Consider the following 20,142-nt stretch of genomic DNA (forward strand, 5'->3'; position numbering starts at 1 on the left):
CGACTCTGTGCGTGATCTCCTTTCGGAGCGGGCGGGACGCTAGGTTGAGATTCCCGCAAGGCCCTCCGGAAGGAGCCCAGCCCTCTCATGACAGGTGAAACCCCTCCCACCGGTCACGTGCCCGCGTCCGGCATCGACGCGTCCGTGCCGCACGCCGCCCGGATGTGGAACTACTGGCTCGGCGGCAAGGACTATTACGACGTCGACCGCGTGGCCGGCGACCAGTTCAGCCAGACGTTCCCCGACATCGTGCACATCGCCCGGCTTTCCCGGCACCTGCTCGCCCGCATCGTGCGTCATCTGGTCAACGAGGCGGGCGTGCGCCAGTTCCTCGACATCGGCACCGGGCTGCCCACGGTGGACAACACCCACGAGGTCGCCCAGCGGGCCGATCCGTCCTGCCGCGTCGTCTACGTCGACAACGACCCCCTGGTGCTCGCGCACGCCCGCGCCCTCCTGGTCGGCACGCCGGAGGGCGCCACCGACTACGTCCACGCCGACCTGCGCGACGCCGGCGCGATCGTCTCCGCCGCCGCCAGGACACTCGACCTCGACCGGCCCGTCGCGCTCATGCTGATGGGCATCGTCGGCTACGTCACCGACGAGGAGGGCGCCCACGACCTCGTGCGAGGGCTGGTCGACGCCCTGCCGTCCGGCAGCTACCTCGCCCTGTGGGACGGCGTCAACCTGGTCACCGGCGAGGCGCTCGACCAGGCCCAGGACGACTACAACTCGGGCGGCGGCGTCCCCTACAACCTGCGCACCCCCGAGCGGTTCGCCGCGTTCTTCGACGGCATGGACCTCGTGGAGCCCGGGGTGGTGTCCCTGCCGCTGTGGCGCCCCGACCTCGACCCGCTCGCCCCGATGGAAGAGGTCGACGCGCTGTGCGGGGTCGCCCGCAAGCGGTGAGCTACATCGTGGCGATGATCTGACGCAGGATCTCCGGGGTCTCCGACGGCGGCGGCGCCTGCACGCTGAGCTCGTTCATCAGGTGCTGGTAGGGGCGGACCTCGGAGTCCTTGGTGAGATACTGCGCGCCGGCGAGGTGTTCGAGGTAGACCACGTCGTCCAGCTCCGCCTGGGCGAAGCGCAGGATGGTGACGGGGCCGACGCCGCCGGCCGCGCCCTCGATGCTGAACGGGATCACCTGCAGGGTGATGTGCGGCAGCTCGGCCTGCTCGACGAGGTGGCGGAGCTGGTCGCGCATGATCGTCGCGCCGCCGACGCGGCGGTGCAGCGCCGACTCGTCCAGGATCACCCACAGCTTGTGCGACGCGGGCTCGGACAGGATGCGCCGGCGGCGCATCCGCATCTCGACGCGGCGCTCGATCAGCTCGGCGGGCTCGTCCTTGTGGCCCTGCACGAAGACCGCCCGGGCGTAGTCCTCCGTCTGCAGCAGGCCGGGGACGAACTGGATCTCGTGCGTACGGATCAGCGCCGCGTCCTGCTCCAGCCCGAGGTAGGCCTCGAACCAGTCGGGGATCGTGTCGCGGTAGTCCTGCCACCAGCCCGCCGCGTTGGCCTGTTCGGCGAGGACGAGCAGGGCCTGGCGTTCGGTGTCGTCGGCCACGCCGTACAGGGTGAGCAGGTCGGCCACGTCGCGCAGCTTGAAACTGCTGCGCCCGCCCTCCATTCGGCTGATCTTCGAATGGGAGCCGCGGATGGTGTATCCCGCCTTCTCGCGGCTGATCTTTCGTGACTCCCGCAGCCGGCGCAGTTGAGTCCCCACCAATATGCGCAGCGCCGTGGGTCCGGGCTGCGGGGAATCCCTGTCAGGTATATCGGTCGGATCGCTCATCTCGCGAGCAGTCGACATAAATGCTCCTAATTCGGCACATCACCCCGGGCCACCCACCGGCAATCCTGCCACGCAGGCGCCCCTCAAACACCATATTTCGGAGCGAGCGGGCGACACACCGCCATTGCCCGGATACGGGACATGCGTTTCGCTCTCTTCGCCGACCCGAGACCATAAGCGATCATCCGGGCGCGAAATGATCATCACCTCGGCGGGCTTCTTCTCCGTTCTCCGGGCCGCGCCCGTCCTGAACCCGTTGCCGGTTTGAAGGGGTGAACCTCTTTGCTGTACCGTGACGTCCCGCTATGAGTTCGACAACATTTCAAAATAATTCGAAATATCACAGTAAAGGCGTACGAACACTTGCCGCCGTGCTCGGCTCCGCCGTTGTATTGAGCGGCTGCGGCGTGATCGATCTCGGCTCCCAGCGGAGGGCGGAGCGGCCGGGCGACGACCCCCCGGCGCAGAGCCGGGAGGAGAGCCCGAGCGAGGAGCCCCTCCAGCCGAAGAACGACCCCCTCGCCGGAGACGGCCCTCTGTTCACGCACTTCAAGCGGGTGCGGGCGGCCGACCCGTGCGATCTCGTGCCGCACTCCAAGCTGAAGAAGTACGGCCCCGAGCAGCTCGTCGTGCGCGGATCCGGCATCACCGAATGCCAGTACCTGACCGGATACTCCGACGCGTCCAAGAGCGTTTACAGCTTCAAAATCGATCTGCACACGCACTTCGAGCAGAAGGACGCGGAAGAAGCCGAGCAGGAGAAGCTCGACGGGCGCACGATTTACCGCGAGGAATACTCCACCGACAGCGCGAGCCAGCGCAGCTGCCACTACAAGGTGCCTTATGAGGGCGTGGAGGGCAGCGCGTTCGCCCTCGACCTGTTGAAGACCCCGCCGCGAGGCAAGGAGAGCCAGGAGTGGCCGCAGCGCTGCGCCGCCGCCAAGCAGTATCTCGGCGCGGTCATGGACAGGATCCTCAAGCTGCCGCCGAGGAAGGGCCGGGCGGTGGGCATCATGGGCAAGGACCCGTGCGCGCGCAAGGACGACCTGCTCGCCGCGATCGGCCGCTCTTACAAGCTCATCGACGTGCGCTACTCCAGCCCGTACAGCTGCGATCTGCAGCTGGCGAACAAGGCGAAGAACCAGGAGCTCACGCTCGCCTCAGGCCTGGCCCTTCACGAGCGCCAGACCGGCGGCAAGTCGACCGAGCAGGTCAAGAACCGGCGTCTCACCATGAACGGCCTCTACACCCTCAACTCCAGGTCCGACTACAAGGTCTCCAAGTCCTGCCAGAACTCCGTGGAGCTGCGGCGGGCCACGAACAGCAGGAAGAACGACGCGCACTACGTGACCGTCGGCCTCTCCAGCGGAAAGCTGGAGCTGGAGGACGCGGACGCGAGCTTCGAGGCGCCGCCCGTGTCGTGCGCGCTGGTCACCAGGCTCACCCGGATCGTGCTCGACGGCGTCCGACGTACTCAGTCATGAGCACTGCATACGCTGACGCCTGGACCCGTGACCGGCCGGTGCTGCCGATCAGGTCCCTCCGCCAGGCCGGTTTGCCGGGGGCGGCCCCGGGCAGCCGCGGAGCATGAAAGCGTCCAGCACAGAGCGGGCCGCCCGGGCCCGCGCGAAACTGCCTGCCCGTAGCCCTCGGCGGCGTAAGGGCCGCACGGCCGTGCTCCTCGCCGGAGCGGCGGCGGTGGCCGGGATGGCGATCGTGCGCGCGGCACGCTCCGCGCCGCCCAACCCGAACGGATGGTTCACCGTCACGGTCGAGACGGACCCGGCCCGGCTGACCGGCCCCGACCGGCCCGACGAACTGGCCAGAATCGCCGAACGGCACGAGATCCGCATCAGGCCCGCCCCCGGCGGCCGGGGCAGCGAGATCGCGGTACGCGAGGCCGACGGGGAGACGCGCGACCGCGTACGGAAGCTGAAGCAGCTGCTCGAAACCGGGGAGGTGCTCCTGGTCGACCGGCAACCCGAGGGCCACCGCACCGCGCTCGGCCGCGTCGGCACGCCGGCGTTCCGGCATCTCACGAGGAAGGGCGCACGATGAGGGCGCTGTGCTGGACCGGCGTGAACGAGGTGGCGGTCGAGGACGTCCCCGACCCCGGGCTGCTCAACCGGCAGGACGCCGTCGTCAAGGTCACCGCGAGCTCCACGTGCGGCTCCGACCTGCACCTGCTGGACGGCTACGTGCCCACGATGATGGCCGGGGACGTGCTCGGGCACGAGTTCGTCGGCGAGGTGGTCGAGACCGGCCCCGACGTGCGCGAGCGGCGCGTCGGCGAACGGGTGACGGTGTGCTCGATCATCGGCTGCGGGCGCTGCCACTACTGCAAGGAGGGGTTGTGGTCGCTGTGCGACAACTCCAACCCCAACCCCGGCTTCCTGGAGACGGCGAACGGACACGCCTCGGCGGGCATCTTCGGCTACTCCCACGCGCTGGGCGGCTTCGCGGGCAGCCACGCCGAGTACGTACGGGTGCCGTACGCGGACGTCAACGCCTTCCCCGTGCCGGACGACGTGCCGGACGCGAGCGCCGTGTTCGCCTCGGACGCCGTACCCACCGGGTGGATGGGCGCCGACCTCGGCGAGGTGGGGCCCGGTGACGTGGTCGCGGTGTGGGGCTGCGGCGGCGTCGGCCAGATGGCGGCCCTGGCGTCCCTGCGCATGGGCGCCGACCGGGTGATCGTCATCGACCGGTTCCCCGAACGGCTGGCCATGGCCGCCGAGATGGGCGCGGAGATCCTGAACTACGACGAGTCCGACGTGCTGGAGGCGCTCAAGGAGCTGACCGGCGGGCGCGGGCCCGACGTGTGCATCGAGGCCGTCGGCATGGAGAGCCACGGCACCGGCGCCCAGTACGCCTACGACCGGGTCAAGCACGCCCTGCGCCTGCAGACCGACCGCGGGATCTCGCTGCGCCAGGCCATCCACGCCTGCCGCAAGGGCGGCGTCGTCAGTCCGTGCTCGGCGTCTACCTCGGCGTGGTCGACAAGTTCCCGATGGGCGCGGTCATGAACAAGGGCCTGACGCTCCGCGGCGGCCAGCAGCACGGCCACCGCTACATCCCGATGATCCTCGACCGGATGAGCAAGGGCGAGATCGACGCCTCACCGCTGCTCACCCACCCCATGCGCCTGGAGGACGGGCCCAGGGGCTACGAGCTGTTCAAGACGAAGCAGGAAGGCTGCGTCAGGGCCGTGTTCCGCCCGTGACGGCCGCCCCGGCACGACTGGCGCCGCGCCCTGGACACCCTCTGCGCGCTCACCACCTCGTCAGCGTAAGGAGCCGGCCGCCCGCGCTCGGTGGAGCCACGCGGCCGGACCGGGGTCACGCTGCCGGTTGGACCGTGACCCCGTGGACCGGGGCGAGCCGGCGGCGTTCCAGGATCAGTCCGTTCTGGAGATCACCCGGGCGAAACCGTCGCGCCATGAAGGATAGGCGGGCGCCCACCCCAGGTGCTTGCGGGCGTAGTGGTTGTCCGCGCCCCGCGCCGCCGGGTTCCTCGGAGCGTCCGGGCGGGGCGGCGGCGGGGCGCCGACGGCCCGGCAGAAGGCGGGCACCCAGTCGGCGGCGGGCGCGGGCTGGTCGTCGCAGATGTTCACCGCCCCGGTCGGCCAGTCCAGCGCCTGTACGGCGGCCGTCGCGGCATCCCCGGTCTCGACGAAGCTGCTGACGTCGCGGCCCGCCGCGAGCGCGCCCTGCCGAACCTGCCCGGCCATCGATCCGCCGGGCTCGTAGAAGGTGCCGGGGCCGTACAGCAGCCCGTATCTCAGCACCACCCATTCGGGCAGCTCGCGGACCGTGTCCTCCAGCGCCACCACACCGTCGACGCTGACCCGCCGCAGGCCCTCGGCGTCGGCGTCGAGCGGGGTCTGCTCAACCGCGGGGGCGTCACCGGGTTCGTACATCCAGGCGATGCTCTGTGCCACGATGCGGCGCACACCGGCGGCCAGCGCGGCGTCGACCATGTTGCGGGTGCCGACTTTGCGGAGGTCGGCGTTCGCGGCTGGGTCGCCGCCGCTCAGGTCGGTCAGCTGGTGCATGATCACGTCGGGGGCGGCCTCGCGCACCGCCAGGGCGAGGCCCTGCGCGTCTCGGACGTCGCCGCGCACGGCGGCGGCGCCGTCAGGCACCGGTCGCCGGCCCCTGGTCAGCGCCGTGACCCGGTGGCCCGCGGCGAGCAGGCGCGGCACGACGTGGTGGCCGAGCACGCCGGTGGCGCCCGCAAGGAAGACGTGCATGATCATGCCTCCGCGGGCCTGGGCGCGCGGCGGTCGCGGCGGGCGGCGATCTCGCCTTCGTTCACGAGGGTGAGCATCGGCTCGCCCGGCACGCCGGCCATCACCACCACGAACCGGCTCCAGGCGTCCTTGAGGTTGTTGGCCGCCTGGTAGTGGATCACGTCTCCGCCGGGCTCCCAGAACGCCTCGCCCGCCCTGATCACCCGTTCAGGCTCCCCCTCCAGTTCGAAGAGCATCTCGCCTTCGAGCATGTAGCCGAAGACCGGCCCGGAGTGCCGGTGCGGCGGCGTGCCAGGGTCACCCGGCGGCAACTCGACCTTCGCCGTCATCATCTCCGCCCCCTGCGGGATGAACGGCGGGACCCGGTGGTCCAGGGTCGTCAGAACCGTCCCCGACCTTCTCGTCATCGTCATACGACCGAGGCTAGGCGGCCATCGGACCACGCACATAGACCGGTTCGGGGGTGATTGAGTGGACCAGTCAGCCCTTGACCTTCAGGCTGCTCTTCGACGGCTTGAACAGCGGCACCGTGCCCTGGCAGTCGTTGATCGGCGCGCCCAGGAACTCCCACATCCAGAACATGGTGTCGCGGCGCCCCTTGTCGTGCACGGTGAAGGAGACCTTCTTGCCGCTCACGTCCATGGCCGGCTTGTCGCCGATGGTGACGTGACCCTTGGTGATGACCCCGGTGGCGACCGCGATGCCGTCGGCCGCGACGAGGCAACTGATCTTGCCCTGGAAGTCGCCCACGGTCGGCTTGCCGGGCTTGCCCGCGTGGAACACGTCGAAGGTGCCCCGTGTCCTGGCCCCGTCACTCCTGGCGTCGATGGTGAAGCGCACCTTGTCCCCCGCCCACTGGCCGAACGACTCGGGCAGCGTCCCTGAGGCGCTGCCACGCAAGGAGTACGCGGGCGCCTCGGGGGCCGTGACAGCCCCGGCAGGGGTGGCCAGCAGGGCGAGGGCGGCGATCGGGGTGGCGAGCGCGATGGTTCGTTTCATGCCCATCAGCCTGTCGGCGACGGGCCGCCGGGAGTTCCCTCCGCCGGGGGATCCTCCTCCCCCGGCGGAGCCAGCCAGTACCACGGGGGGTGCTTCCTCACCGGCGGCGGTCCTCGCGGCACTGGGCGATCAACCCGCCTCCCAGCGCGGTGGCGGGCTCGTCGGCGTCAGGCGCCCAGGTCTCTGACGATGTTGTCCAGCCGGGTCGCGACGGCCTCCAGCGTCTCGTCGGTCGGGCCTTCGTCAGGAAACTGGGCCGCCACCTCGTCGCGGCTGGCGATGACCAGGCTCCGGTGGGCGTCGTCCACCTCGGCGGCCGGCAGCACGACGCAGTCGCCGCGGACGTAGACCAGCGTGGCGTCCTGGTGGCGCGAGTCCAGCAGTTGACGGACGCATTCCGGATCGATGAGTGACATCGCGGCTCCTCGCCGACAGTGCTTGGCGGCCGTCGCCGCACGGGTGCCCGGCTTGGCCTCAGCACTGCGTTTACCCCAGTGGAGGAGGTGAAACCAGGGGACCTGTGGACAAGTCGCGCCACTACCGTATGTGCTCGATATATCGCTATGAGTGACCGTAGGGTGAGGCCAGCGGCCCAGCGGGCTTCGCTATGAGCGAGAGGATCGAGCACATGTCCCAGGAACCGAGAATCGACGTCGAGGCCAAGGCAGAGGGGATCGAGGGCACTCTCTCCGCTGACCAGGTCCAGCGCATCGCGGACGCGCTCGGGCGCCAGGGGGTCTGGTTCGCCACGCCGCCCGAGCGCGACGGCCAGGCGCCCAGGGCCGACCTCGTCTGGGACCTGGTGGGCGACGAGCCGTACCAGGGTCACACGGCCACCGGCCGGGCCGCCGTGCACCTGGCGGAGGGGCACACGGCTCTGTCGCGGCCGCTGATCATCGCCGACGGCTTCGACCACGGGCCGAGCGACCTCGACGCACTCTGGCTGCACCTCAACGCCCCCTACCAGAAGAACGTCCCCGGGTTCCTCGACCAGCTCAGGATGATGGGCATCGACGTGGTGCTGCTCGGCTTCGACGAGCGCCACACCTACATCCAGGCCAACGCCGCCGTCGCCGTCACCTGCGTCCTGCGCGCCATCGAGGAGCGACAGGGCGACGATCCGCTGGTCGTCGGCGGCGTCAGCATGGGCGGCATGATCACCAGGTACGCGCTGGCCCGCATGGAGAGCGAGCGCATCGACCACCAGACGGACAAGTACTTCTCCTACGACACGCCGCACCTCGGCGCGTGGATCCCACTGGTGCTCCAGCAGCTGGCCTACCTGCACGAGTCGATCCAGCCGGCCTCCGACGGGCCGGGCCAGGCCGACCTGATCCGCAGCCCGGCCGCGCAGCAACTGCTGTGGGCCTGGGTCGAGAACGAAAACTACTCGGGCCCGGTCACGACCGCCAGCACGCTGCGCACCGACTTCCTCGACGACCTGCGCCGGGTCGGCTGGTTCCCGATGCGCCCGTACAAGCTGGGGATGGCCAACGGGATCGGCAACGGCACGGGCCCCGTCCTGCCGCCGGGCACGCCGGTCTTCGACCTGCGCCACGACTCCCTGCAGCTCACCGCCAGGATCCAGCCGGACCTGGGCGAGCTGCAGAACGTCGGCACCGTACGGTTCGGCGGGCCGGTGTGGACGAGCGCCACCAGCCACGTGGCCGCGTTCGACGGCGCTCCGGGCGGCACGCTCGACTCGTGGGGCCGGCTCGCCGACGCGATGGGCCTGCCCATCGACGACCCCCTGCGCGCTAGCTGCTTCGTCCCCGTGGTCAGCGCGGTCGCCCTGGCCAGGGACCCCTTCCAGTGGCCGGCCGAGCTCTACCGCGACCTCAGCGACCTGCCCAAGGACGAGACGTTCCTGGACGCGTTCTGCTGCGACCTCGGCAACTCGGCGCACAGCAGCGTGTCCCCGACCCTGGTCGAGTGGTTCCTGGAGCAGCTCGCGGGGTGGTGACCCGCGCACCGGGTGCCGGCTCGGGCCGGCACCCGGCGTTTTCAGCGGCGGCCCCTGTGCACGCACATGAGCTGGTCGCGGGTGGCGTTCTTGTCGCGGTAGGCGATGACGGCCGGGCCCTCGCCGCTGTCGTGGCCGGGCAGCCGCTGGTCGATGCTCCAGCCGGAGCCGTTGAAAGCGGTCCACCACAGGCTCTGGTCGGCGTCGCCGCGGTGCACGCAGTAGAGGCGGTCCTTGTAGACGGTCAGCGCCGGGCCCTCCGCGGCGTGGTGGCGGGGGAGCTTCTGGTCGGGGCTCCACTCGGCGCCGTCCCACCGCGTCCACCACAACGACGCGTCCTCGCCGGCGCCGCGGTGCACGCAGTAGAGGTGGCCCTGGTAGACGGCCAGCGCCGGGTTCGACCGGCTGTAGTGGCCGGGCAGCCGCCGGTCGGGGCTCCACTCGGCGCCGTCCCACCGCGTCCACCACAACGCGTCGTCGCCCGCGCCCCGGTGCACGCAGTAGAGCTGCCCGTCGTACGCGGCCAGCGCGGGGGCGGCGGAGCCGGCGTGGCCGGGCAGCTTCTGGTCGGGGGTCCAGCGGGTGCCGTCCCAGCGCGTCCACCACAACGCGTCGTCGCCCGCGCCCCGGTGCACGCAGTGGAGCTGCCCGTCGTAAGCGGCCAGCGCCGGCCCCGAGTCGCTGAAGTGCTCGGGGAACCGCTGGTCCTCGCTCCAGCCCTCCTCGGCGTCGTAGACCGCCCACCACAGGCTGGAGTCGCCGTCGCCGCCGCGGTGCGCCAGGTAGAGGCGGTCCTGGAACTCCGCGAGGGCCGGCCCGGACACGCTGAAGTGGTCGACGAACGGCTGGTCGTCGCTCCACCCCTCGTCCGGCTCGTGCATCGCCCAGTAGAGCTGGGCGCCGCCGCCGGGCCTGTCGTCGTCGCGGGCGGGGACGAGCATGGCGGGCGCGGTCCACGGCGAGACCAGCCGGACCCCGTACGGCCGGGCGGCCGAGGCGATCCAGGCGGCTTTGTCCCGTACCGAGTGCTCGACGATCCGGGCGAGCCAGGAGCCCAGCACGGTGCCCGAGAGCTCCCCTGCCGGTTGGGCGATCTCGGAGGCCAGCAGCGCCGCGCTCTCGTTGAGGTGGATCTCGAAACCCCACCACCTGGCCACCGGCCAGACCTCCGCGCCCATGGCGCTCAGGTCGCGCTGGAGCCCGCGTACGCGCTCCTGATCGTGCGCGGCGAGTGCGGCGATCTGGCTCTCGCTCTCCCGCCTGGCCTCGGCCGCGGTGCGGGCGGAGACGTCTTCCAGCAGCTCTGACGCCACCGCCTCGTCGACCGCCGCAGAGGCCGCCGGGTCGTCCTGGGAGTGCAGCAGCGTGGCCTCGCCCCCCACCGCCGTCTCCCCGGCGTCGATCTCCATCTTCTCGGCCCGGGTGTCATCGGTCATTTCAGCCCCCTGGAGTGATCCGCGGCTGCACGCTGCATACGTGCACCAACCCGACCCATAGTAACTATGAGTAACAGTTCGATCACTCTGGGGTCATCTGTGTCTTCCCAGGGCGGGGATCCCCCGCTCAGCCGACGCGGGCGGCGATGACCCGCGCGCACTCCAGGGACTCGGTGCGGGTGGTGTCGACCTCCAGGTCATAGGTCACACCCTGGTGGACCACCTCAGCCTGCAGGGCGGCCATGCCCTGGGGCCGGTCTCCCCTAGCGATCTCGCGGCCGGCCGCGACCGCGCTCTCGCACCTGACGCCGACCCACAACACGTCCAGCCCGGCGAGAGCCTTCCGCCACCTCTCCTGGGACCACTCTCCCCCGAGGAAGACGTCGTCGATGACGATCCGGGCACCCGCACGGGCCATGGCGGCGACCCCCTCGGTCCACGCCGCGTCCAGAGCCACGAACTCCGGTCCGACGTTCACCGCACCGTCCGGAGCGATCTCGATCCCGGACTCCGACGCCCGCATGGAGGCGGGCATCGCGTCGACCAGGGTGTCGACACTGAGAGCCAGCCATGGGTCCGGCAGGACCGCCTGGAGACACCGGGCGATGCCGGACTTCCCCGAACTGGACCCACCATTCAGCAAGATCACGTTAGTGGTCACGACGCCACCCTAAAGCGTCCGGCAGCAGGCCGGAAAGCCTATTTCGGGCAGCACAGCGGGAAAACGCCCTGGTCACACGGGCCGTTCACAGCGAATTCCCAAAGCGTCATCATCGAACTCTCATACACGGAGGCCATCGTCACGAGCATGCACGTGCACTCGGAGGCCGTACGCCGGCCCGCACTCGTGGTCGGCGACCTCACGCTCGACCAGAGAACCCGCGAGGTACGCCGGGCGGGCGTGGAGATCAGGCTGTCGCCCACCGAGTTCGAGCTGCTCAGCCTCCTCATGCACCATCCCGGGAGGGTGCTCAGCAAGGCGCGGATCCTCCACCGGGTGTGGGCCTACGACTTCGCCGGCCAGGGCAACATCGTCGAGCTGTACATCTCGTACCTGCGCCGCAAGATCGACGCCCGCCGCCCTCCGATGATCCACACCGTGCGCGGGGTCGGCTACACCATCAGGTCCGCCGCGCCGTGCCCGCCCCGCTAGATCCGATCTAGCGGACCGCCTGGCGCCTGAAGGGTGAAGGACAGGGCGCGGCAAGGAGGCGGCACCATGGCGAGCACCCCGCTGCGGGTCGCGGTCATCATCGGCAGCACCCGGGCCGGCCGCGCCTGCGACGCGATCGCCCGCTGGTTCGCCGAGCGGGCCCGCCGCCGCGAGGAGCTCGCCGTCGACGTGCTCGACCTGGCCGGCTACGCGTTCCCCGCGCGTTACCCGGCGCAGGCGACGCCGGCCATGTGCCGCTTCGCCGCAGCCATCGGCGCCGCGGACGCGTTCGTCGTCGTCGGCCCCGAGTACAACCGCAGCTTCCCCGCCCCGCTCAAGCAGGCGATCGACTTCGCCTACGACGAATGGCAGGCCAAGCCCGTCGGGTTCGTGTCCTACGGCTCGGGCTCGACCGGCTTCCACGCCGTCGAGCAACTCCGCACGGTCTTCTGCGCCCTCCACGCGGTGACCATGCGCGACTGGGTAGGTCTCGATCTGCTCGGCGGCGACTTCGACGGCTGCACGCCGCGCGACACCGACGACCGCCTCAGGGCCGTCGGAGCCATGCTCGACCAGCTCACCTGGTGGGGCAGGACCCTGCGCCAGGGCAGGCGCGCCCAGCCGTACGTCTCATGAACACAGCAGAAAGGAACACCATGCCAGATCTGGCGATACAGACCTCCGGCCTGGTCAAGGTCTTCGGCGGCACGCGCGCCGTGGACGGCCTCGACCTCGCGGTGCCGGCCGGCGCCGTCTACGGCGTGCTGGGCCCCAACGGCGCGGGCAAGACCACGGCCGTACGCATGCTGGCCACGCTGCTGCGGCCCGACGGCGGCGAGGCGACCGTGTTCGGGCACGACGTGGTGCGCGAGGCCGAAGCCGTACGCAGCCGGGTGAGCCTGACCGGCCAGTACGCCTCCGTGGACGAGGAGATGACCGGCGCCGAGAACCTGATCCTGCTCGGCCGCCTTCTCGGCCACCGCAAACCCGCAGCCAAGGAACGGGCGGCGCAGCTGCTGGAGGCGTTCGGGCTGACGGAGGCCGCGGGACGGCAGGTCAAGACCTACTCCGGTGGCATGCGGCGGCGCATCGACATCGCCGCCTCCATCCTCAACACGCCCGAGTTGCTCTTCCTCGACGAGCCCACGACCGGCCTCGACCCGCGCAGCCGCAACCAGGTCTGGGACATCGTCCGCATCGTCGTCGCCCACGGCACCACCGTGCTGCTCACCACGCAATACCTGGAGGAGGCCGACCGGCTGGCCAACCGCATCGCGGTCATCGACCAGGGCAGGCTCATCGCCGAGGGCACGCCGGGAGAGCTGAAGTCCTCCGTCGGCGCGGGCGCGGTCCACGTACGACTGCGCGACCCGGCCACCCGGCCCGACGCCGAGCGCGTGCTGGCCGAGGCGCTGGAGGCGACCGTCTACCTCGACGCGGACCCGGTTGCCCTCACCGCACGCATCACCGGCAACGGACGCGAGGCGGCCGCCGCCGAGCAGGCCTCGCGCGCCCTCGCCCGCCTCGCCGAGACCGGCATCGTCGTCGACGACTTCTCCCTCGGCCAGCCCAGCCTGGACGAGGTCTTCCTCGCCCTCACCGACCGCCCCGCCACCGAGGAGGCAGCATGAGCACCACCACCGAGACCACCACCACGTACGCGCCCGCGGCCGAGATCCTCGGCACCGTGCTGGCTCCGGGGGCGAAACCGCCGCGGCCGAGCGCGTGGTCGGCGTCCATGACGTTCGGCTGGCGGGCCATGCTGAAGATCAAACACGTGCCCGAGCAGTTGTTCGACGTGACCGCGTTCCCGCTGATGATGACGCTGATGTTCACCTACCTGTTCGGCGGCGCGCTGGCCGGCTCGCCGACCGAATATCTGCAGTACCTGTTGCCGGGCATCATGGTGACCAGCGTCGTGATGATCACCATGTACACCGGCGTGGAGGTCAACAAGGACATCGAGAAGGGCGTCTTCGACCGGTTCCGCACCTTGCCCATCTGGCGCCCGTCCACCATGATCGGCTATCTGCTGGGCGACATCCTGCGCTACGCGATGGCCTCGACGGTCATCCTCCTGGTGGGGCTGGTGCTCGGGTTCCGCCCACAGGGCGGTCTCGCCGGAGTGGTGGGCGGGATCCTGCTGCTGCTCGGCTTCTCGTTCGCCTTCTCGTGGATCTGGACGATGTTCGGGCTGATGTTGCGCAGCGAGAAGTCGGTGATGGGGATCAGCATGCTGGTCCTGATGCCGCTGACCTTCCTGAGCAACGTGTACGTCCAGCCGGCCACGATGCCGGGGTGGCTGCAGGTGTTCGTGAACGCCAACCCGATCACCCACCTGGTGGCGTCCGTACGGTCGCTGATGGCGGGCACCCCCGACCTGGGAGAGCTCACGTGGGTCCTGGTGGCGTCGGTGCTGCTCATCGCCGTGTTCGGCACGCTGACGATGCGGCTCTACAACCGCAAGTAGGGGGTGGCCGGGCGCGAAGGGGCGGCTGCCGTTGGGCGGTGGCGCGGCGCGCTCCTGGGAGTGATGGCGTCGAGCAGGCCGGGGAACACCCCGTCCATCTCGGCGCGGCGCAGCGTGTTCATGCGCGAGGTGCCCACGTAGTACTGCCGGATCAGGCCGGCCTCGCGCAGCACCTTGAAGTGGTGGGTGGCGGTGGACTTGCTGACGGCGATGTCGAAGGCGCCGCAGGCGATGTCCTCGCCCGCCGCGTCGAGCTGCGCGACGATGCTCCGGCGGACCGGGTCCACGAGCGCCTCCAGCACTCGCTGCAGGTCGAACTGCCCCACCTCTGGGTGGGGCGGTGTACGTTCCATCCCTCCATAGTACGATGGCTATCAAAGTTTGATGATCGTCGTACTTCAAGGGGCTTCACATGGCCAGGACCGTGCTGTTCCACGAACTCGGTGGACCCGAGGTGATGAGACTGGAGGACCTGGACCCGGGTGAGCCCGGACACGGCGAGGCGCGCATCCGGGTGGAGGCGATCGGCGTCAACAGGGCCGAGGCCCTGTTCAGGAGCGGCCACTACATCGAACCGGTCAAGCGCCTGCCCGCCAGGCTCGGCTCCGAGGCCGCCGGCACGATCGAGGCGGTCGGCCCGGGGGTGACCGGCTTCGAGCAAGGACAGCCGGTCAGCGTCGTACCGAACTTCTCCCAGAACGACTACGGCGTCTACGCCGAGCGGGCGATCGTGCCGGCCACCGCGCTGCTGCACCGCCCCGACCAGGTGGACGCCGTCACAGGCGCGGCCGTGTGGATGCCCTACCTGACCGCCTACGGCGCGATGGTGGAGATCGGCCGCATGCGGGCGGGGGATGTGGCGGTGGTGAACGCGGCCTCCAGCAGCGTCGGCCTGGCCGCGATCCGCACCGCCGACCGCCTGGGCGCCGTCCCGGTGGCCGTCACCCGCAGCCGCGCCAAGGCCCGGCAGTTGATCGACGAGGGCGCGGCGGAGGTCATCGTCGCGGACGAGGAGGACGTGACCGAACGCGTGCGGGAGCTGACCGGCGGCCAGGGCGCCCGATACGTTTTCGACGCCGTCGCCGGTCCGGGCGTGGTCGAGCTGGCCCGGGCGGTCGCGGCAGGCGGGACGCTGTTCCTGTGGGGTGCGCTCAGCGGGCAGCCGACCCCGTATCCCGGGTTCGACCTGGGCATGCCCGCCCTGAACCTGCGTTCGTACACGATGCTGGAAATCGCCAGGGACCCGCAGCGGCTGCGCCGCGCCGCCGCGTTCGTCGCCTCGGGGCTGCGGAGCGGAGCGTTCCTGCCGGTGGTGGATCGCGTGTTCCCGCTGGAGGAGATCGTGCAGGCGCATCGGCACATGGAGTCCAACACCCAGTTCGGCAAGATCGTGGTCACAGTGGACCGCTGACACATCCGGAAGGGCTCAGGATCCACCTTCAGAGATGCCAGGGGATGGCGTCGTGCGGCTGGTAGCGGCAGGTGGAGCCCGTCGAGACGGTGGCGCGCAGGTGGGCGGCCAGCTCGGGGTGGGCGTGGTCGAGCTTGCGCAGCGTGTCGCGAATCCGGGCGGTGACGGTCTTGCGGGCCCGCTCCGCCTCGTCGCCCAGCCGCCGCGTGCGCCCGCCCAGACCGGCCGCGGCCCGCAACTCCTCCAGCAGCGCGGCCCGCTCCCGGTCGAACTCGGCCGCCCGCCGGTCGTCGCCCAGCTCGACAGCCCGGTCGATCTCCTCGTCGAGCTGGGCCAGGCGGCGCCGGTAGCTGGTCCTGGCCTGGTCGTCGAGCACGTCGTCGCCGCCCATCCGCCGGGCCGCCACGACCTCATCGCCGCCCTCCGGGGCGAGCAAACGTACGGAGGGCACGTCGTCGCCGGGGCGGCTCAGCAGCGTGTGCAGGTCGCGCAGGCCCTTGGCGTCGGGCACGTGGGCGACCCGCCCCGCGAAAACCAGCGCCCAGACCGCGCCGTCCCTCCTGAACTCCCCGCCGACCCCACCGTCCGCCGAGACCCCCCTGGGCTCCCCGCCGACCGCACGGTCCGCGCCGGCCGCGCTGTCCCTCCCGGTCTCTCCGCCGACCATGTCGTCCGTCGCGGCTACGGCGAACGGGGAAGTGGCGGGGTCGGGAACGTGGTGCATGCCGAGCTCGGCGGCTTCCGCGCGCACCGCGTCGAGCAGGTCGGCGGCCGTGCTCGCGTCGCCGGGCGCGCCCCGTGCGAGAAGGGTGTCGGCCAGGTGGGCGCGGGCGAGCACGGACCATGGCCGAGCCTGCATCAGGTCGGCGGAGCGCCAGGCTGCCGTGAACCCCTCGACGGCGGCACCCCACCGCCCTTCGGCGGCGTCGACCATGGCCAGCCAGAGATCGTAGGGCCCGCTGATGTCCCAGCCGAACAGCGCCACGGCCCATCGCCCCCGGTGTGGCTCCAGCGCGGCCCTGGCCTGCGCGCACACGTCGGGGTCACGGGTGGCCGCGGCGATCTGCGCCTGGAAGCGCAACCACAGCGGCCTGGCCATGCGCTGGCGCGGCTCGCCGTCGGCGTAGTGGCGAAGCGCCAGGTCGAGGTCGCCGGCCTGCAGGGCGGTCAGTGCCTCCAGCACCGCGACGCAGGGGTGCTCGCCGCCTCTGAGGTCGTGAAGCACGTGTTGCTGCTCCGCGACGCGGCCCTGCAGCGACAGGAGCGCCCAGAGATAGTGGTTGATCATGGACGTGTAGTGCTCGTGGTGGGAGAACCCGCGGATCTCGGGCAACAGCGACTCGGCTTCGGCGAAGCGGCCGGCGAGGGCCGCCAGGATGCCGGCGTCGATGTCGGCGGTCTTGGCGAGGTTTGACTGGCCGCTGCGCCGGCTCCGCGCGGCGTAGTCGTGGAAGTGGTCGAAGTAGCGGGGGTCGCCCTGCTCGATCATGGCGACCCAGCGCAGCGCGGTGGCGAAGTGCTCGAGCTCGGGGTCGTTGGTGCGCCGGGCCACGCCGATCAGCTCGCCGGTCAGCGCCACCCGCTCACCCGCCGTGCCGGGGCCCCAGATGATGTCGTGCTGGGCCCACAGGCTGAACGTCAGCACCTCGTCGTCGCCGCCCTGCCTGGCGTGGGCGGCGAGGTGGAAGATCAGGTCGAGGGCGAGCCGCTCGTCGGGCACCGAGTCGCCGACGAGCCTGGCGTGTGCCGCTCTGAGCAGGTCGAGGGACTGGTCGAGGCCGTAGTGGGCGTGGAGCGTGAGCGCGACGCGGGCGGCCGGCTCGGGGTCGTCGAGGTCGCGGGCGAGCGCGGCGGCCTCGTCGAAGAGCCGCCGGGCCTCCTCCCGCTCGCCGACGTGGGCGAGCTCTCTGCCCAGGTCGAGGGCGATCATGGTGCGCCTGCGCGGATGGGCGGTGGCGCTCAGGTCATAGGCCCGGCGAAGGTGAGCGAGTTGCTCCTCGCCCGCCAGCCGGCTCCCCGCGTCGCGGGCGGCGGCGAGCGTGAGGTCGATCGCCCGCTCCGCGTCGACGCGGTCGCCGGCGAGCCGGGCGTGCCTCGCCCGGTCGCTCGGGAGCAGCCTGCCCGCCAGGCCGGACGAGCCGTCGAGGGCGGCGACGACCGCGCCGTGCAGGTCGCGCGGGTCGTCGAGCGAGTCGTAGAGCGTCTCGCGCACCAGGTCGTGGGCGAAGGCGAACACGCCGCCGCCCTTGGCCACCACGAGCCTGGCCACCACGGCCAGCTCCAGCAGGCGGTCGATGTGGGCCACGGGGGCGGCCACGACGGCGGCGAGCACCTGGCGGTGGAACTCGTTGCCGAGCACGGCCGCGGCGGGCAGCAGCTCGGACACGGGCCGGGGCAGCAGCGACAGCCGGCGCAGCAGCGCGTCGCGCACGCCGGGCGCGACGGCGCCGGCCGAGCCGCCGCTGCGCCACAGCCGGGCGGTCTGCTCGACGAAGAACGGGTTGCCGCCGGTGCGCAGGTGGACCTCCGCGGCCAGGTCGGCCGGCGGCTCGTGGCCGGCTGTGCGGGCCATGAGCGACTGGACGCCCGCCAGGTCGAGCCCGGTCAGCGTGATGGTGGTGGCCCTGGCGACGAGCGGCGACAGCAGGTCGCGCAGCGGATGGTCGACCGGCTCGACCTCGGCGTCGCGGTAGGTGCCGATCAGCAGCAGCCGCTCGAACCAGGTCTGCTGCGCCGCGAACTCCAGCAACCGCAGCGAGGCCGGGTCGGCCACGTGGAGGTCGTCGATGACGATCACCACAGGGCGCCGCTGGGACAGCGCGACCAGGGCGGAGGTGACCGCGTCGTAGAGCCGGAAGCCGTCAGGGGTTTCGCTGCCCGGCGCCTCGCCGAGCAGCGCGGCCAGGCTGCCGCCCGCGGCCTCCTCGGCCGCCGCCCACTCCTGCGGCTCGGCGACCCGCCGCAGCGCCCTGATGACCTGGACCCACGGCCAGTAGCCGGGCGCGCTGGCGGAATCCCAGCAGACGCCGCCGACGACCAGCGCGCCCTGCCGTCTGGCCTCGCCGGCCGCGCTGGTGACGAGCGTGGTCTTGCCGATGCCGGCCTCGCCGGTGACCAGCACCAGGCCGCCGTGGCTGCCGACCGCCCTCGAGATTTCGGCACGCAGCAGCGCGGCGGGGTGCTCCCTGCCGATCAGCTCGTGCGACGTGACGTCCTGGGCCATGACGCTTGCACGGTATCCGGCCGGGCCGACACTTTCCCAACGCCGGTGAAGGGGCGCTTACCAGGCGACCTCCAGCGCGGTCATGCCGTACACGACGCTGAAGGAGCGGAAGTTCGTGCCCGAGTCGGCGACGCGCAGCTCGGGGAAGCGCTGGAGCAGGGCGGGGAACGCGATGCGCATCTCCATGCGGGCCAGCGGGGCGCCGAGGCAGTGGTGTACGCCGTGGCCGAAGGCGAGGTGGCCGGGCGCCCCCCGTGTGATGTCGAACGTGTCGGCGCCGGACATGAGCTCGGGGTCGCGGTTGGCGGAGGGCAGCGAGCAGATCACCAGCTGGTCCGGCCCGATGGTCTGGCCGCCGATCTCGACCTCGGTCGTCGTGATCTTGGTGGTGCCGGAGTGCACGATGCTGAGCCAGCGCAGCAGCTCCTCGACGGCGGCGTCGATGCGCTCGGGCTCCTTGCGCAGCAGTTCGAGCTGGTCGGGGTGGCGCAGCAGGGCGAGCGTGCCGAGGGAGAGCATGTTGGAGGTGGTCTCGTGCCCGGCGAACAGCAGCAGGCCGCCGATGCCGACGAGCTCGTCGGTCGTCAGGTCGTCGGGGTGCTCGCGGACCAGCATGCCGAGCAGTTCCTCGCCGGGGTCGGCCTGGATGCGGGTGACCAGCTGCTCCATGTAGGCGCGCTGCTCGAACTGCATGCGCAGCCGCTCCTCGCCCGGCACCGTCATGTCCAGCATCCTGCTGGTGCGGTGCTGGAAGGTCTCGCGGTCCTCGTACGGGACGCCGAGCAGCTCGCAGATCACCAGCGACGGGATCGGCAGCGCGAACGATGACACCAGGTCGGCGGGCGAGCCTGCGGCCTCCATGGCGTCGAGGTGGTCGTCCACGATGCGCTTGATCCGCGGTTCGAGCCGGCGCATGCGGCGGATGGTGAACTCGGCGGTGAGCATCCTGCGCAGGCGGGTGTGCTCGGGCGGGTCGACGCCGAGCAGGTTGCCAGCGCGCACCTTGGCCCGCTGCTCCTCGGTCATCTTCGGTGATCCGGGCAGCCGCGCGATGCCCTGCGGCGCGATCTTGAACCGCTCGGAGTCGCCCAGCACCTCGCGTACGTCCGCGTAGCGGGTCACGAGCCAGGCTTCGTCGCCGAACGATGTGGTGATGCGCTTGACCCGCTCGTCGTCGCGCGCGGCCGTCAGCTCCGGCGCGGGATCGAACCCCACCCGCCGCATGTGCAGCGGAACGGTCGAGGAATCGCCCATGAAACCCCCTGGATAGTCGCGGTATCGCGAGAACCGTAACAACCGGGGCGGGCACCCTCTAGAGCGATCATACGCATATACGTAAATGTTCTCCCTGGGTCGCGCGGTGAAATATACGTTTCACGCCTAAGATCCCTTTTGCCCTCAGATGGCGATGATGCGATGGCCGGGGGCAGCGATGAC

Annotated in this window: 21 protein-coding genes; 11 read left to right on the top strand and 10 right to left on the bottom strand. The window is 71.1% G+C overall.

Annotated elements, in window-relative coordinates; all coding sequences use genetic code 11:
• Positions 1-87: 87 nt before the first annotated feature.
• On the top strand, positions 88-909 hold the full coding sequence (locus ABGB01_RS13665; RefSeq protein ID WP_347773643.1) for an SAM-dependent methyltransferase: 822 nt from the start codon (positions 88-90) through the stop codon (positions 907-909).
• Between the two features lies 1 nt (position 910).
• On the opposite strand, the gene ABGB01_RS13670 is transcribed toward ABGB01_RS13665, so the two are convergent.
• A complete protein-coding gene (locus tag ABGB01_RS13670) occupies positions 911-1,816 on the bottom strand; it encodes a helix-turn-helix transcriptional regulator (RefSeq protein WP_347773644.1) in 906 nt (301 codons plus the stop codon).
• Between the two features lie 389 nt (positions 1,817-2,205).
• Between ABGB01_RS13670 and ABGB01_RS13675 the strand changes: the two genes are divergently transcribed.
• From ABGB01_RS13675 to ABGB01_RS13690, 4 genes are all read left to right on the top strand, one after another.
• Entirely contained in the window at positions 2,206-3,282 is a 1,077-nt protein-coding gene (locus ABGB01_RS13675; RefSeq protein WP_347773645.1) for a hypothetical protein, read from the top strand.
• A 103-nt stretch (positions 3,283-3,385) separates the two neighbouring features.
• Positions 3,386-3,856: a hypothetical protein gene (locus ABGB01_RS13680; RefSeq protein ID WP_347773646.1), complete on the top strand. Its 471-nt coding sequence runs from the start codon at positions 3,386-3,388 to the stop codon at positions 3,854-3,856.
• Positions 3,853-4,824 (top strand): alcohol dehydrogenase catalytic domain-containing protein, encoded by a 972-nt coding sequence (locus tag ABGB01_RS13685; protein WP_347773647.1) that lies wholly within the window; start codon positions 3,853-3,855, stop codon positions 4,822-4,824. The genes ABGB01_RS13680 and ABGB01_RS13685 overlap by 4 nt, the downstream gene beginning before the upstream one ends.
• A complete protein-coding gene (locus ABGB01_RS13690) occupies positions 4,770-5,021 on the top strand; it encodes a hypothetical protein (RefSeq protein ID WP_347773648.1) in 252 nt (83 codons plus the stop codon). Before ABGB01_RS13685 ends, ABGB01_RS13690 begins: the two co-directional genes overlap by 55 nt.
• Before the next feature lie 174 nt (positions 5,022-5,195).
• Here ABGB01_RS13690 and ABGB01_RS13695 read toward each other — a convergent pair whose 3' ends face one another.
• From ABGB01_RS13695 to ABGB01_RS13710, 4 genes are all read right to left on the bottom strand, one after another.
• A complete protein-coding gene (locus tag ABGB01_RS13695) occupies positions 5,196-6,050 on the bottom strand; it encodes an NAD(P)-dependent oxidoreductase (RefSeq protein ID WP_347773649.1) in 855 nt (284 codons plus the stop codon).
• 2 nt (positions 6,051-6,052) lie between these two features.
• Positions 6,053-6,463, bottom strand: coding sequence for a cupin domain-containing protein (locus ABGB01_RS13700; protein ID WP_347773650.1), 411 nt, complete (start codon positions 6,461-6,463; stop codon positions 6,053-6,055).
• A gap of 67 nt (positions 6,464-6,530) precedes the next feature.
• Positions 6,531-7,049 (bottom strand): hypothetical protein, encoded by a 519-nt coding sequence (locus ABGB01_RS13705; RefSeq protein WP_347773651.1) that lies wholly within the window; start codon positions 7,047-7,049, stop codon positions 6,531-6,533.
• A 167-nt stretch (positions 7,050-7,216) separates the two neighbouring features.
• Entirely contained in the window at positions 7,217-7,465 is a 249-nt protein-coding gene (locus ABGB01_RS13710) for a hypothetical protein (RefSeq protein WP_347773652.1), read from the bottom strand.
• Between the two features lie 212 nt (positions 7,466-7,677).
• Between ABGB01_RS13710 and ABGB01_RS13715 the strand changes: the two genes are divergently transcribed.
• The gene (locus ABGB01_RS13715) at positions 7,678-9,012 is read left to right on the top strand and encodes a hypothetical protein (protein ID WP_347773653.1); all 1,335 of its coding nucleotides are present in this window, start codon (positions 7,678-7,680) and stop codon (positions 9,010-9,012) included.
• Between the two features lie 41 nt (positions 9,013-9,053).
• On the opposite strand, the gene ABGB01_RS13720 is transcribed toward ABGB01_RS13715, so the two are convergent.
• Together ABGB01_RS13720 and cpt are read right to left on the bottom strand one after the other, a co-directional pair.
• Entirely contained in the window at positions 9,054-10,448 is a 1,395-nt protein-coding gene (locus tag ABGB01_RS13720; protein WP_347773654.1) for a hypothetical protein, read from the bottom strand.
• 127 nt (positions 10,449-10,575) lie between these two features.
• Positions 10,576-11,109, bottom strand: a complete 534-nt coding sequence (gene cpt, locus ABGB01_RS13725; protein ID WP_347773655.1) for a chloramphenicol phosphotransferase CPT — start codon at positions 11,107-11,109, stop codon at positions 10,576-10,578.
• 147 nt (positions 11,110-11,256) lie between these two features.
• On the opposite strand from cpt, the gene ABGB01_RS13730 reads away from it, so the two are divergent.
• The 4 genes from ABGB01_RS13730 to ABGB01_RS13745 all read left to right on the top strand — a co-directional run bounded on the left by ABGB01_RS13730 (position 11,257) and on the right by ABGB01_RS13745 (position 14,071).
• Complete coding sequence (locus ABGB01_RS13730) at positions 11,257-11,601, top strand: response regulator transcription factor (protein WP_347773656.1); 345 nt, start codon at positions 11,257-11,259, stop codon at positions 11,599-11,601.
• A gap of 66 nt (positions 11,602-11,667) precedes the next feature.
• Positions 11,668-12,237: an NAD(P)H-dependent oxidoreductase gene (locus ABGB01_RS13735; RefSeq protein ID WP_347773657.1), complete on the top strand. Its 570-nt coding sequence runs from the start codon at positions 11,668-11,670 to the stop codon at positions 12,235-12,237.
• A 20-nt stretch (positions 12,238-12,257) separates the two neighbouring features.
• Positions 12,258-13,232 (top strand): ATP-binding cassette domain-containing protein, encoded by a 975-nt coding sequence (locus tag ABGB01_RS13740; protein ID WP_347773658.1) that lies wholly within the window; start codon positions 12,258-12,260, stop codon positions 13,230-13,232.
• Positions 13,229-14,071 carry an ABC transporter permease gene (locus ABGB01_RS13745; protein WP_347773659.1) on the top strand — a complete coding sequence of 281 codons (843 nt, stop codon included), beginning with the start codon at positions 13,229-13,231 and terminating at the stop codon, positions 14,069-14,071. Before ABGB01_RS13740 ends, ABGB01_RS13745 begins: the two co-directional genes overlap by 4 nt.
• Here the strand turns inward: ABGB01_RS13745 and ABGB01_RS13750 are convergent.
• The gene (locus ABGB01_RS13750) at positions 14,056-14,424 is read right to left on the bottom strand and encodes a helix-turn-helix transcriptional regulator (RefSeq protein ID WP_347773660.1); all 369 of its coding nucleotides are present in this window, start codon (positions 14,422-14,424) and stop codon (positions 14,056-14,058) included. The two genes, ABGB01_RS13745 and ABGB01_RS13750, sit on opposite strands and share 16 nt — an antisense overlap.
• A gap of 59 nt (positions 14,425-14,483) precedes the next feature.
• Between ABGB01_RS13750 and ABGB01_RS13755 the strand changes: the two genes are divergently transcribed.
• Positions 14,484-15,482, top strand: a complete 999-nt coding sequence (locus ABGB01_RS13755; RefSeq protein WP_347773661.1) for a zinc-dependent alcohol dehydrogenase family protein — start codon at positions 14,484-14,486, stop codon at positions 15,480-15,482.
• 28 nt (positions 15,483-15,510) lie between these two features.
• On the opposite strand, the gene ABGB01_RS13760 is transcribed toward ABGB01_RS13755, so the two are convergent.
• Both ABGB01_RS13760 and ABGB01_RS13765 read right to left on the bottom strand, forming a co-directional pair.
• The gene (locus ABGB01_RS13760) at positions 15,511-18,705 is read right to left on the bottom strand and encodes an AAA family ATPase (RefSeq protein ID WP_347773662.1); all 3,195 of its coding nucleotides are present in this window, start codon (positions 18,703-18,705) and stop codon (positions 15,511-15,513) included.
• A gap of 57 nt (positions 18,706-18,762) precedes the next feature.
• On the bottom strand, positions 18,763-19,959 hold the full coding sequence (locus ABGB01_RS13765) for a cytochrome P450 (protein WP_347773663.1): 1,197 nt from the start codon (positions 19,957-19,959) through the stop codon (positions 18,763-18,765).
• Positions 19,960-20,142 lie beyond the last annotated feature (183 nt).

The sequence above is a fragment of the Nonomuraea sp. B5E05 genome (assembly GCF_039880665.1).
Classification (GTDB): domain Bacteria; phylum Actinomycetota; class Actinomycetes; order Streptosporangiales; family Streptosporangiaceae; genus Nonomuraea.

What these genes read in the sequence shown, in the direction of transcription:
- ABGB01_RS13720 (WP_347773654.1), bottom strand. Translation starts at nt 10,448, where the DNA reads ATGACCGATGACACCCGGGCCGAGAAGATGGAGATCGACGCCGGGGAG.
- ABGB01_RS13755 (WP_347773661.1), top strand. Translation starts at nt 14,484, where the DNA reads ATGGCCAGGACCGTGCTGTTCCACGAACTCGGTGGACCCGAGGTGATG.
- ABGB01_RS13765 (WP_347773663.1), bottom strand. Translation starts at nt 19,959, where the DNA reads ATGGGCGATTCCTCGACCGTTCCGCTGCACATGCGGCGGGTGGGGTTC.
- ABGB01_RS13680 (WP_347773646.1), top strand. Translation starts at nt 3,386, where the DNA reads ATGAAAGCGTCCAGCACAGAGCGGGCCGCCCGGGCCCGCGCGAAACTG.
- ABGB01_RS13715 (WP_347773653.1), top strand. Translation starts at nt 7,678, where the DNA reads ATGTCCCAGGAACCGAGAATCGACGTCGAGGCCAAGGCAGAGGGGATC.
- ABGB01_RS13665 (WP_347773643.1), top strand. Translation starts at nt 88, where the DNA reads ATGACAGGTGAAACCCCTCCCACCGGTCACGTGCCCGCGTCCGGCATC.
- ABGB01_RS13695 (WP_347773649.1), bottom strand. Translation starts at nt 6,050, where the DNA reads ATGCACGTCTTCCTTGCGGGCGCCACCGGCGTGCTCGGCCACCACGTC.
- ABGB01_RS13750 (WP_347773660.1), bottom strand. Translation starts at nt 14,424, where the DNA reads ATGGAACGTACACCGCCCCACCCAGAGGTGGGGCAGTTCGACCTGCAG.
- ABGB01_RS13760 (WP_347773662.1), bottom strand. Translation starts at nt 18,705, where the DNA reads ATGGCCCAGGACGTCACGTCGCACGAGCTGATCGGCAGGGAGCACCCC.
- ABGB01_RS13740 (WP_347773658.1), top strand. Translation starts at nt 12,258, where the DNA reads ATGCCAGATCTGGCGATACAGACCTCCGGCCTGGTCAAGGTCTTCGGC.
- ABGB01_RS13705 (WP_347773651.1), bottom strand. Translation starts at nt 7,049, where the DNA reads ATGAAACGAACCATCGCGCTCGCCACCCCGATCGCCGCCCTCGCCCTG.
- ABGB01_RS13745 (WP_347773659.1), top strand. Translation starts at nt 13,229, where the DNA reads ATGAGCACCACCACCGAGACCACCACCACGTACGCGCCCGCGGCCGAG.
- ABGB01_RS13700 (WP_347773650.1), bottom strand. Translation starts at nt 6,463, where the DNA reads ATGACGATGACGAGAAGGTCGGGGACGGTTCTGACGACCCTGGACCAC.
- ABGB01_RS13685 (WP_347773647.1), top strand. Translation starts at nt 3,853, where the DNA reads ATGAGGGCGCTGTGCTGGACCGGCGTGAACGAGGTGGCGGTCGAGGAC.
- ABGB01_RS13710 (WP_347773652.1), bottom strand. Translation starts at nt 7,465, where the DNA reads ATGTCACTCATCGATCCGGAATGCGTCCGTCAACTGCTGGACTCGCGC.
- ABGB01_RS13730 (WP_347773656.1), top strand. Translation starts at nt 11,257, where the DNA reads ATGCACGTGCACTCGGAGGCCGTACGCCGGCCCGCACTCGTGGTCGGC.
- ABGB01_RS13670 (WP_347773644.1), bottom strand. Translation starts at nt 1,816, where the DNA reads ATGTCGACTGCTCGCGAGATGAGCGATCCGACCGATATACCTGACAGG.
- ABGB01_RS13735 (WP_347773657.1), top strand. Translation starts at nt 11,668, where the DNA reads ATGGCGAGCACCCCGCTGCGGGTCGCGGTCATCATCGGCAGCACCCGG.